At 50.8% G+C, this 12100-nt stretch carries 12 protein-coding genes; 3 read left to right on the plus strand and 9 right to left on the minus strand.

Annotated features, from left to right (window positions below; genetic code table 11):
- Positions 1 to 48: 48 nt before the first annotated feature.
- From adhE to B1728_RS22865, 9 genes are all read right to left on the minus strand, one after another.
- Positions 49 to 2664 carry a bifunctional acetaldehyde-CoA/alcohol dehydrogenase gene (gene adhE, locus B1728_RS22825; RefSeq protein ID WP_079912716.1) on the minus strand — a complete coding sequence of 872 codons (2616 nt, stop codon included), beginning with the start codon at positions 2662 to 2664 and terminating at the stop codon, positions 49 to 51.
- 21 nt (positions 2665 to 2685) lie between these two features.
- Complete coding sequence (locus tag B1728_RS22830; protein ID WP_179136156.1) at positions 2686 to 3231, minus strand: hemerythrin domain-containing protein; 546 nt, start codon at positions 3229 to 3231, stop codon at positions 2686 to 2688.
- 40 nt (positions 3232 to 3271) lie between these two features.
- Positions 3272 to 3817 (minus strand): DoxX family protein, encoded by a 546-nt coding sequence (locus B1728_RS22835; RefSeq protein ID WP_483310991.1) that lies wholly within the window; start codon positions 3815 to 3817, stop codon positions 3272 to 3274.
- 376 nt (positions 3818 to 4193) lie between these two features.
- Complete coding sequence (locus B1728_RS22840) at positions 4194 to 4982, minus strand: formate/nitrite transporter family protein (RefSeq protein ID WP_079912719.1); 789 nt, start codon at positions 4980 to 4982, stop codon at positions 4194 to 4196.
- Positions 4983 to 5001: 19 nt separating this feature from the next.
- The gene (locus tag B1728_RS22845) at positions 5002 to 5520 is read right to left on the minus strand and encodes a hemerythrin domain-containing protein (RefSeq protein WP_079912720.1); all 519 of its coding nucleotides are present in this window, start codon (positions 5518 to 5520) and stop codon (positions 5002 to 5004) included.
- A 258-nt stretch (positions 5521 to 5778) separates the two neighbouring features.
- The gene (locus B1728_RS22850; protein ID WP_079912721.1) at positions 5779 to 6438 is read right to left on the minus strand and encodes a nitroreductase family protein; all 660 of its coding nucleotides are present in this window, start codon (positions 6436 to 6438) and stop codon (positions 5779 to 5781) included.
- 274 nt (positions 6439 to 6712) lie between these two features.
- Positions 6713 to 7162 (minus strand): RrF2 family transcriptional regulator, encoded by a 450-nt coding sequence (locus B1728_RS22855; protein ID WP_079912722.1) that lies wholly within the window; start codon positions 7160 to 7162, stop codon positions 6713 to 6715.
- Positions 7163 to 7392: 230 nt separating this feature from the next.
- A complete protein-coding gene (locus B1728_RS22860; RefSeq protein ID WP_079912723.1) occupies positions 7393 to 8805 on the minus strand; it encodes a sensor histidine kinase in 1413 nt (470 codons plus the stop codon).
- Entirely contained in the window at positions 8806 to 9519 is a 714-nt protein-coding gene (locus tag B1728_RS22865; protein ID WP_079912724.1) for a response regulator transcription factor, read from the minus strand.
- Positions 9520 to 9686: 167 nt separating this feature from the next.
- On the opposite strand from B1728_RS22865, the gene B1728_RS22870 reads away from it, so the two are divergent.
- The 3 genes from B1728_RS22870 to B1728_RS22880 are packed head-to-tail and all read left to right on the plus strand — an operon-like array spanning position 9687 to position 12097.
- On the plus strand, positions 9687 to 10604 hold the full coding sequence (locus B1728_RS22870; RefSeq protein ID WP_079912854.1) for an ABC transporter ATP-binding protein: 918 nt from the start codon (positions 9687 to 9689) through the stop codon (positions 10602 to 10604).
- The gene (locus B1728_RS22875; protein ID WP_079912725.1) at positions 10601 to 11353 is read left to right on the plus strand and encodes an ABC transporter permease; all 753 of its coding nucleotides are present in this window, start codon (positions 10601 to 10603) and stop codon (positions 11351 to 11353) included. The genes B1728_RS22870 and B1728_RS22875 overlap by 4 nt, the downstream gene beginning before the upstream one ends.
- Positions 11354 to 11365: 12 nt before the next feature.
- A complete protein-coding gene (locus tag B1728_RS22880) occupies positions 11366 to 12097 on the plus strand; it encodes an ABC transporter permease (RefSeq protein WP_079912726.1) in 732 nt (243 codons plus the stop codon).
- Positions 12098 to 12100 lie beyond the last annotated feature (3 nt).

Here is a 12100-nt window from a genome sequence, read left to right on the forward strand (position 1 = left end):
TCCAAGATAGTGTCAACTTATAGATCGAATGGAATAAGGTCGGGCTTCTTATTCAAATTTTCCGTAAAACGCCTTGCGGTACAGCTCCGCTAGCTCGGTGACGAGCGGCATTCGCGGGTTCGCGGTCGTGCATTGATCCTCGAAGGCGCGATCGGCCAGCTCGTCGGCCTTGGCCTCAAATACTTGCGGATCGATGCCGAGCTCCGAGAAGGAGGCCGGGATGCCGAGTGCCTTATTGAGCTTGCGGATCGCCTCAATTAAGCTGTTCACACCCTCTTCCGTCGTACGGGCAGGCAAACCCAGAATGCGGGCGATTTCGGCGTAGCGCTGATCGGCTACAAAGTGACCGTATTTCGGGAACGATGCGTATTTCGTCGGCTTCTGCGCGTTATAACGGATAACATGAGGCATTAGAATCGCATTCGTCCTCCCGTGCGCCGTGTGGAACTCTCCGCCCCATTTGTGGGCAAGACTGTGGTTAATGCCCAGGAAGGCATTGGCAAAGGCCATCCCCGCAATCGTCGAAGCATTGTGCATCTTTTCCCTGGCCAGCGGGTCTGCCGTAGCGAACGAAGGCTCCAGGTATTGGAACACGAGCTGGATCGCTTTGATAGCAAGGCCGTCGGTATAATCGTTAGCCATGACGGACACGTAAGCTTCAATCGCATGGGTGAGCACATCCATGCCTGTATCGGCTACCGCTGTTTTCGGCAGGCTGTATACATAGTCCGGGTCGATAATCGCTACATCCGGCGTCAGCTCGTAATCGGCCAGCGGATATTTGGTATGGCCTGCCCGCTTGTCGGTAATGACCGCAAAGGAGGTCACCTCCGAGCCCGTACCCGAGGTCGTCGGAATTGCGACGAACTTCGCTTTGCGGCCGAGACGCGGATATTTGTATACCCGCTTGCGGATATCCAGGAACTTCTGCTTCAGCGACTGGAAGCTCGTATCCGGATATTCATAGAACAGCCACATTGCCTTTGCCGCATCCATCGGGGAACCGCCGCCAAGGGCAATGACGCAATCCGGCTGAAACGATTCCATCAGCCTTGTGCCGCGTTCAACCGTATCGACGGACGGGTCAGGCTCCACATCGGCAAAAATCTCAATGGAGACGGGCGATTTCCGCTTGCGCAAATAATATTCGACACGCTCGACGTATCCGAGCTTCACCATCATGGGGTCAGTCACAATCAGAATGCGCGAGATATCCGGCATTTTCTCCAAATACTGCGTTGCGCCCTTCTCGAAATAAACCTTCGGCGGGATTTTGAACCACTGCATATTGACCGTACGGTGCGCCACCCGCTTAATGTTGAGCAAATTGACCGCGGTGACGTTCGCTGTCGTCGAATTACGGCCGTAGGAGCCGCAACCGAGCGTAAGGGACGGCAGGTTCGTGTTGTAGATATCTCCAATCGCGCCGTGCGTCGAAGGCGCATTGACAATGATGCGTCCGGTTTGCAGCGCTGCGGAGAATTCCGCAATCACCGACTCGTCATTGGAATGAATGACGGAGGAGTGCCCCATACCGCCGTAGGCGATCACTTCGGCGGCCCGGGCGATGCCCTGAGCGGCGTTCTTTACCTTGTAGCATGCCAGAACCGGGCTCAGCTTCTCGGCGGATAGCGGGTAGGCCTCGCCGACGCCTGCGAGCTCGGCAACAAGCACTTTCGTATCCGCCGGTACCGTGATGCCTGCCATGCCGGCGATTTTCACGGCGGACTGGCCGACGATGACGGCATTGTCCGCGCATTTCTCCGGGTTGATAACCAGCCTCGAAACGGCCTCTGTCTCTTCTTTGTTCAAGAAATAGCAGCCCATATCGCTCATTAACTGCTTCGTCTGAGCGTAAATTGCCTCTTCGATGATGACGGCCTGTTCGGACGCGCAGATCATACCGTTGTCAAATGTTTTAGACAAAATCAAGTCGGTCACGGCCTGCTTCAAATTGGCCGTCTTCTCGATAAAGCACGGCACGTTGCCCGGTCCGACGCCAAGCGCCGGTTTGCCCGTGCTGTATGCCGCCTTGACCATGGAAGCTCCGCCTGTAGCCAGCACCAGCGCTACATCGGGATGGTTCATCAAGAGATTCGTCGCTTCCACAGACGGATGCTCTATCCACTGGATGCAGCCTTCGGGTGCGCCTGCCTTAACAGCCGCTTCCATCACGGTCCGCGCTGCAGCCTCGCTGCTGCGCTGAGCTGACGGGTGGAAGGCGAAGATGATCGGATTGCGGGTCTTCATGGCAATCAGCGCCTTAAACATGGTGGTTGACGTCGGATTCGTCACTGGCGTGACACCGGCGATGATCCCTACCGGTTCGGCCACCTTCTGGTATTGTTCATAAGGATTATCTTCGATGACGCCAACGGTCTTGTCGTATTTGATGCTGTGGTAAATGTACTCGGTAGCGAACAGGTTTTTCGTAATTTTATCCTCATAGACGCCTCGGCCCGTTTCTTCAACCGCTTGCTTGGCGAGTGACATATGCTTATCCAGACCGGCCAGCGCCATCTGCTGCACCACCGCGTCCACCTGCTCCTGGTTCAGCTGCAGCATGGCCTGTAATGCCTTCCTGGCTTTTTGGACTAGTCCGTTTACTTCCTCTTGTGCAGATACCGCGCTTTCGGGTACTGCTTGCTTTTCTCTGATTGCCATAGTTCCGCCTCCATTTCCGTATTAAGAAAACAAATAATCCATATCCGTCAAAATTTGTTCCGTCATTGGGAACACAATCTGCTCCTCCTGACGCAAATGCTCTTGAAGCATGCGGCAAGCATGAATCAAATAAGCAGTCGCTTGGCTGGGCAGCATAGCCTCAGGGTTGTTCTCGATCACATGAACGGCTTTCAAGAAGGCATTCAGGTTGTCGGATGCCAGCTCATGGTCCTTCTCCAGCATCCATAGCGAAGGCACGATAGAAGGTACATGCTTGCGATGAAAATAATCGTTCAGGAACGGGTACAGCTCATGCTCTTCCCATTCCGAATGACGCTCCAGCTCCTCCGAGAAGGCTTGCACTCTAAGCCGCAGCTGAAGCAGGAGGGGAAGCGTCCGTTCATGGTCAGCCTCCCGTTCAACCTGCCTTGCCTGAGCATAAAGCTCGTTCAATCCGTGCAATAAATCGTCATGCTCCCGCTTCAATCGGTCCAGCGCCTCGGACAGCTCCGTTTCATGTGCGGTGCCCAAATCGGCTTGCGTCTCATTAGACATTTTCATGTTCATGATCATGACCTCCCAGAATTGCTTCCTGTTGTGATTTAGATTAAACATGCAGCGCCTTAGGCTTGCCGCCGGTGGTGGTAGGACCTTTATATCCCCCATGCTTCAGCTTTTGAATCGCTTTGCGGATCAGAGGCAGCAGATAGTAGTCGACTCCGAATCGGCCGGCATTGGTTTCTGCAATAAACACCAGGCCGCCGAGCAGGATCAGCCAAGGGTTCGTGCTTACGGTACCCGCGAACAAGAACATGAAGTTCATCAACATACCGAAGAATGCAGCCGCTGTCGTCAGCGCACCGAGAATTAAACCGAGACCTACCAAGAATTCACCGATTGGTATGATGATGTTAAACCATGCAGCGTGCGGCAGTGCAAAATGCTCCAAAAACGCTGTAAAGGTCGGATAAACCAGCTCATTGGTCGCCTTATCGACGATCGGCTTCGTGACGGCCCCCTTCATAAACCCGGTAGCGTCAAACCCTCCGGTTAGCTTGTGCCAACCCGCCGTCATCCACTGCCATCCGAGATACACCCTAAGAATAAGGAAGATACCGGCCGCATAAACGTTTTCCCTTACCCATTTCAACATGATAATCCTCTCCTATGTTTTAATATGAAAATAGTTGAAAAACTGGATAGTGATTATTTTCACAAACTTATTTAAAAAAATCCTTTCCCACTGGAGATCGATGGAATCCGATGGAGGTTCTCTTCATAGCGGTTTTCTCCCTTTCTACTTTGTTTTTTTCATCCAGGAAAGATCTGAAGCCTAATGCTTTGTCGCTTCTATGGTTGCGGGCTTCTTTGTCCTCCCCATGGCTATAATTTACCAAATCACCGGTGGTTTGTATGTGAAAAAAATCACAACTATCACTTTTTTTATCCGCAGAATTACGTTCTTCCGAATGAAGCGATTTGCCTTGCAGGTGCCGGTCAAAGGAACGAGCAAGTCAGGTATCGGCTGGCTACCTTTCTCCTTTTTGTTGCAGCTTCCGCTTATATGCCACATGATAAATTCCTGCCACAAACAAGCAGCCTCCTAACGCATTCCCAATAAAAACAGGAACAAAATTAGCCACAAACTCCTGCCAGGTCGCCTCCCCCGCAAAGATGGCCGCAGGAATGAGAAACATATTAGCGACCACATGCTGGAAGCCAAGCGCTACAAACGCCATGACCGGAAACCAGACGCCAGCAACCAAGCCTGCACCGTCATCCGAGCCGTAAGCGATCCAGACAGCCAGGGAGACAAGCCAATTGCAGCCGATCCCCGAGATCATCGCGGTCAGGAAGGGTTCCTCCAGCTTCGCATGCGTTAATCCAGTCATGTAGGCCAAATACGGCCCATGCTCCATCATCCCGGCGAGGTGGCCAAACACATAGGCAACGAAGATCGCGCCAGCGAAGTTACTCAGCGTAATGACCAGCCAGTTGGCAGCCACTCGCCGGAAAGAAGCTTTTCCCGCCATGCAGGCGAAGGGCAGGGCCATCATGTTGCCTGTCAGCAGCTCCCCGCCGGCTACCAGACACAATATCAAGCCTAACGGAAAAACGGCGGCCCCGAGAAAGCTTCGGAAGCCCTCCCATTCGGGAGGCAGGCCCGCGCTTACGCGGATCGCAAGAAGAAAACCAAGTGAGATGAATGCGCCGGCGGCGAACCCGAGCGGAAGCTGGGCGGACAGAGGAAGATTCGCTTTCTTCACGCCAGCCTGCACAGTACGCAGCGCGATTTGATCCGGTTGGGCGAAGCCCATAGAAATCCCTCCCAGCCGCCTAATAGCCGAACCTGTTCGAACGGTCTTCCAGCGCCTCGATGATCTCCTCTTCCTTGCGAAAATGATGCTTTAATATCGAGCTGGCCTGCAGCAAATAAGCCGCTATATCCTGTGCCTCCGGGCGGCGCACGGCATGATGGACTCTGTCTACGGCTTTGAAGAAGGCTTTGATGCATTGCTCGGCCAGCTCATGCTCCTGTTCCATCAGCGGAAATTGATCCAGCTCCTCTCCGAAATACCAGGCAATCATCGGAAACATCTTCTTCTCCTCCCATTGGCTGTGGGCCTCCAGCTCTTGCTGAAACGCTTCAGCCTTTGCCCTCAATTCACGGAGCGTGCCGGTCCAATCGGCGACTTGTTCCTCCCCGCCTATCTTCTTGGCTGCAGCGCAGAGTTCGCTTAAGCCTTCCTCGAGCATGGCGTGCTCTTCTCTCAAGCGCTGAACCGCTTCGTTAAATTCGTACAGCGGATGCCCGATCGTCGTAAAGCTCTTGCTCATATTGTCCTGCTGTCTCATAGGTACCCCTCCGTTTGGCTTAAGCCTTATAATGTCTTATGTAGCTCCAAGTTTAACGGAATGTAAGTGAATTGTATGTGAAAACAATCACAATACAAGGCAGTTTCTTATATTGCTTCGTGAAAAGGTTTATTTTCGTGTTCCTGATTCTGACTTATTTTCTAGGTAAACAGATAGATGTAAGCATTTTTATAGAATAGGAAAAAAAGACCTTCGAGGTCCCGTACATGATCGTACCGGTTCGAAGGTCGTTACTCATTAGTTTGCGGGCATTTCGTTAAAGAAGGTAATCTCCTCAATCGGCAAGCGTGTCGTCGGATGGCCTGGTTTTGCGGCTTTGCCGAGCGCTATCAGCATGATCGGAAGGTACCGGTCACTGATGTTGAAGGCTTCCTTAAGTTTGGCCGCGTCGTAGCCGCCCATTGGAACCGTATCGTAGCCATGAGCGCGTGCAACCAGCATCAGCTGCTGGGAAACAATACCGCCGTCAGTGTAAATGATTTTATTCAAAATCTCTTTCGGAAGCGCGCCGTACATGCTCACGGTTCTTTCCGCGAAGGATTTGGCCGTATCTTCCGGCATAAAGCCGCGTTTTACTGCTTCACCGTAAATTTCGTCGGCTTTTTTATAGCCTTCCGTATCTCCCAATACAGCGATTACCGCTGCCGCTTCAGTAACCTGAGACTGGTTAAAAGCGATCGGAAGCAGCTTCTCCTTCAGCTCTTCCGTTTCGATAACGAGGAAACGCCAAGGCTGAACATTGGAGGAGGAAGGTGCAAGCGTTGCTTCCTTCAGCAGCTCCTTAATTTGCTCGTGGGACAAACGGACCGATTTGTCATAGTGACGTACAGAACGGCGTTCGCGAATAACATCTGTGAATAGCGGGGAATTGGTCCCGGTTTGAGTTGAAGTTGACATATGAAATCCTCCTTAAATTAACTGCTGTTTATGATGTAGCACAGCTTCAAACGCTAGCTAATGCTTATCAGCGATTGACAGCTGCAGCAAAAAAACAATGACCTGAGCAGCTGGAAGAATGAGTGCATAAATTCATATCAGGAAACTGTGTGGAATAAAGCACAGTATATCCCAAAAAAATATGCATCATGCTTCAGCATTAAACTGTTGATTATATTGCACAGTATAGACTCTGTGCTGGCCGTTGTCAACTGTCTTATTGCCTAGGCTCATGTTAAGTTTTTGTTTCCAATTGATTGGCAATATCCGCTATCGTGTACTTGCTCAAAACTCCGCGCATGCTTTCATCCATTTCATTAGTGATTTCCTCAAGCACGGATTTCATGCTGCAGCCAAATGGATGCGTGCCCGCTGTTTCAGTAATACCAAAGCACAGCTTGCTGCCTGTACGAAATACATCATAGATATCTACCAAACGAATGGACTCCGGTGGTTTCTGTAAGTGGTACCCGCCGGCGCGGCCTTCCCGGGTTCCGATAAAACCTTCCTTGGCAAGAACGGCAAGAATACGGCGCAGCAAAGAAGGCTCAGACTGAAGGTATTTGGCAAGCTCGATGCTCGGGCAAGCTGTATTAACGTTCTCCTTAGACATAATGATTAGTGCTTGAACAGCGAGGCCGAACCATTTCGGGTGCTGCGACGTAGTACAATATTCCGGCTTCACCTTAGGCTCCCCCCTCATATCTCATATTATTTATAGCTATGAATCATTGTACCGAATTCCCGGACATCCCGCAATTACCAATCCTTAAACCTGCGTCATCTAAGCATTCCCTTAAAGAGGAGCTTGGCAAAAATAGCATAATCGTTACCAAATGGCTGACCAACGTTTGGCTGCCGATTTGTGCCGGCAGCCACGTCGTAGGTTGAACCTGTTTCTTGCTGCTTCCAGTCTTACAGCGGATCCGCTTGTGCCCCATGAACAGAGTGTACAGGAAATTCCATCAATACGGTTAAACCTCTTTGGTCCGCTTCACTTTCAAGAATAAGACGGCCTGAATGTGCTTGCACAATCCTCGCCGCCATGGGAAGTCCCAGACCATGGCCTTGTTGAACAGATCTCTTTCTTTTTAACGAATAGGGCAACTCCGTAATAACCGCCAACTGCTCCTGGGGAATTCCCGCTCCATTATCCTTTACGATAAAGCGATACTTGGAGCCGTCCCTGGACAAAGAGGTTTCCAGCTTGATCCGGCAGCCCTGCGGATTATGCCGCACACTATTATGGACAAGATTGCTGATGGCCCGCAGCAGTAATCTTTCATCCCCATGGACTTGAACCGCTTCGTCCGCCAGCAGTAATTCAATTTCATACCGTTCTTCCAAGCCATTATTCAAAAAATCTGCGACAACGTGTCTTGCCAGCACAGATAAGCGGATGTTTTTCAAATGCAAAGGCTGCATTTCATACTCAAGCATAGAGACCAGGTTCAGGTCGCTTACAAGCGAGCGCAGCTTCTCCCCCTGACGCCGGATGATCCCGGCATGATGCCTCTGCTCCTCCGGCAAATCCCGATTATCCTCCATTTCACTTGCATAGCCTAGAACCATCGAGAGCGGGGTCCGGATATCATGGGAAATACCGGCGATCCAGTTGGAGCGCGCCTCATCCCGTGCCTTCAACGCCGCTGTTTTTTTCTGAACAATATCTGACGCGGAATTCATACTGCGGGCCAGATCACCAAATATCCCTTTGGTATCCAAGCGGACCTCTTGTTCCTCAGCAAGACGATGAACCCCTGCAACAAGGGGGCGAATCCTTCTTATTAGAAGTGTTCCCATAACGATAGATACAAGCAAAGCCACCGCTGCATTAAGAAGGAGCAGCCACACAATCCGAATAGGCAGTGACCTTACCCAGTCGGAAACAAAATTCAATTGATACTTCCCATAGCTGCTCTTAGGATAGCCCGCCACAACAAGACCATCCTTATGCTCCCAAAGATAAACGGGATAATCCATAAGATAATACCGTGAGAACTTGGCTACATCGACCAGGTTGTAGGCTTGCGGTACATCATCGGGCAAATAAGCATTCCATTTCATTCGGCCATCATTACCGAGCAGCATGGCCCACGCCTCATATCGTTGGAGAAACTCGGCAGCATGCTCACCCAAGGTATAGCTTCCTTCCTGCAACTCCAGGCTTTCGGCAACTACTTTAACTACATCCTCCGGAGCCGGCCGCTGGTTAATTTCCCTGAAAATCAGCACGCTTAGCAATATGAAATTGAAAATGAGGAGGAATATCGAGAGGATGATGGTCGAAGCGACATAGCGGCGCAGCACGCGTATAATACCGTCCACTTAGGTGTTCTCCTTCGCCAACAGCTTATATCCCAGTCCTCTGACAGTAAGCAGATAGATGGGATTGGATGGATCCTTCTCGATTTTTTCGCGTAACCGCCTGATATGAACCATCAATGTATTTTCGTAGCCGTAGCTGTCATCTCCCCAGACGGCTTGACATAAGGCATCACTCGTGACGATTCGGTTCCGGCTCTCATACAGCTTCAGAAGAATGGCATGCTCCTTGGCTGTCAATGGCAGTTCTTCCTGATCTATCTGCACGATCGCACTATCCATATGAATGACCCTTTCTCCTAATCGAAAGCTGCAAAGATACTCCGTCACAGGGGAGGAATAAACCCGCTTCAAAATCGCCGTCAAACGCAGCACCAGCTCGCGCGGCAGGAACGGTTTCACCATGTAGTCATCCGCCCCTAAACCTAGTCCAAGCAAACGATCCTCATCCTCCCCCCGCGCGGAAAGAAAAAGGACGGGCATTTCCGAGAACTGTCTAATGGAGGACAAAAGGGAAAATCCATCTCCATCCGGCAGCATGACATCAAGAATCGCTATATCCGGCTTGTCCGTTTGGCAGCTCGCCAGAGCCGATGCGCTGTCAGCGGCCAGATAAATGCGAAAAAAGCCCTCTTTTCTTAAAAACCGTTCCATCATCATTCTGATTTCCGGTTCATCGTCAACGATTAAAATTTTCTTGTCTTTGACATTCTCCATTCTCCGTCACCCGACTTTCATTATACCTGAACCGAAGGGTGATCTGTTTGTTTTCTGAATCGATTTAAGGTGGACGTAAGGTTCTCTTTAGATTGCAGAAAGGCGGACCGATTACAGTGAATACCAAGAAAAGTACACCAAAGACGGGAATGGAGCTGAGCTTTCATATGAGTGATTCGGCCATTGTGCAAACGCACAAATTGACCAAAACCTATGGGCGGATGAACCGTGTAAATAAGGTTGATCTTCATGTTGAGGAAGGGGAAATCTACGGGTTTCTCGGGCCCAACGGCGCCGGGAAGACAACTACACTAAAGATGCTTCTCGGACTTATCAAGCCGTCGGAGGGGAACATCCATATTTTCGGAAAAAGCCTGAACAGGAACCGTCCCTACATTCTCGAGCGTACCGGCTCGCTGATCGAGTCGCCCTCTTACTATGGACATCTGACAGGTCTTGAAAATATGAGGATCATGCAGCGTCTGCGGAGCGTATCGGATCGAAACGTAGATGAGGCGCTTCGTATCGTACGGTTGGACAATCACAAAGACAAGAAAACGGAGCAGTATTCGCTCGGAATGAAACAGCGGCTTGGAATCGCAATGGCCCTGCTTGCCTTCCCCAAGCTGCTGATCCTGGATGAGCCGACGAATGGTCTTGACCCTGCAGGCATCGGTGAAATCCGGGAGCTCATCAAATCACTGCCCGCACGCTATGGGATGACGATCTTGCTCTCCAGCCACCTGCTCTCGGAAATCGAACAGATCGCGACCTCCGTAGGCATCATCAGTGAAGGAAATCTGTTATTTCAGGGCAAAATGGCAAGTCTGCAGGAACAAGGCAGGCCCGCCATCCTGCTAAAAACCGGGAACAACAGCAAAGCCGAAAGGCTCCTTCTCGCCCAAGGTCATAGCCCGCTCCACAGCGGCAGTCAGCTCGAGCTCGGTTATCTTGGGGACACAGACGTGGCGGATATCAACAAATTGCTTGTTTCACACGACATTCCGGTCATTCGAATCGAGGAACGAAAAAAAAGTCTGGAGGATATTTTCCTTGACCTGACGGGAAAGGAGCGCAGCTTGTGATCAAAGCAGTAGGACTGGAATACTTCAAAATCCGCCGCAAAAAGATTGGGGTCATGATTATACTTTTTCTTGCCGCAGAGCTGCTGTGGGTCCTTATGGCTACCAGCGTGTCTATAGCCCGTAATCAGGAGCATGCTGTATGGGAATCTGTCTTTTTTAGCATCTCGTCCATGAATGGGCTTTTTATGCCGATAATCTCAGCTATTGTTGCCTCCCGGATTTGTGATATGGAGCATAAAGGAGGCACTTGGACAATGCTTGCGGCCGCCAATGTGAGCCGCGGACATCTCTATGCAGCGAAGTATGTTTGCGCCAATAGTTTGCTCCTGTATGGCATTCTTGCACAGACCGTATTCATACTTGTGTTCGGTTTGATTAAGGGTTTTCCCGGCGGCTTTCCTATCGACCTGCTAATCCGGTTCGTAGGGGGGACTATGCTGGCCACTCTTGCCGTCACGGCTCTTCAACAGTGGATTTCTTGGGTTGTGAGAAACCAGACCTTTGCACTTTGCCTTGGAATGTTAGGAGGCTTTATCGGAATGACCGCCGGGCTGTTCCCTGCCGCTGCCAGACATTGGTTTATCTGGTCTTATTATTTGGATCTGAGTCCGGTTACTTACCGGTACGCCGAGGCTTCGGGCACCTATATGGAACAGCCTTTGGTTTCCGGGCTCGCGTTGGCGGCTCTGCTCATGGCCATTCTGTTCTATATCGCCGGAAACACTCATGCTAACCGGCAGGAATACTGAGGAGGAACACAAATGATACGAAGCCTTTCCGCCGAGTGGCTCAAGCTGCGGCATTCCAGGATGAGTCTTATACTCGCTCTTCTCCCTATCCTAAGCCTGCTGATTGGATGTGCAAATTACTATTTGAACCGGGATGTCCTGAACAATGGGTGGTACAGCCTGTGGACTCAAGTCAGCCTGTTTTACGCAGAATTTTTCCTGCCCGTCCTGATTGCTATCTGCTGTTCTTATGTATGCAGACTGGAGCATCTGAACCGGAATTGGAATCTGGTACTGACCTCTCCGGTATCCGTCGCAAGCGTGTATCTTGCCAAATGGATTACCGTTAGCCTATTTATCTTATTCGCGCAAGCGTTATTCTTAGGTCTGTACTGGCTTGCAGGTACTCTGCTTTCCTTGTCCGGGTCACTGCCTGTAGAGACTATAGACTGGACGTTGCGCGGTTGGTATGCTTCCCTCTCCATCATCGCGTTGCAATTGGGTCTTTCACTGCAGATCCGCAGCTTCGCTACGCCTATCGGAATAAGTCTGTGCGCGGCATTAATCGGTCTTGGCCTGTATGTTGCGAAGCTGGGCATAGGTTACCCGTTCTCCCTGCTTACCATCGGCATGAGCGTGTTGAGCCAAGATAAGCTGACCGGCATACAAAACACCCTGTTTTGGTTAATGACCTTGGCCTACATTCTTGTTTTTGCGTCATGGTCTATTCGCCGGATGAAGAACAAAGATATGGTTACATCCTGATTA

This window comes from Paenibacillus sp. 32352 (genome assembly GCF_002042965.1).
Taxonomy (GTDB): Bacteria; Bacillota; Bacilli; order Paenibacillales; family NBRC-103111; genus Paenibacillus_S; species Paenibacillus_S vulneris.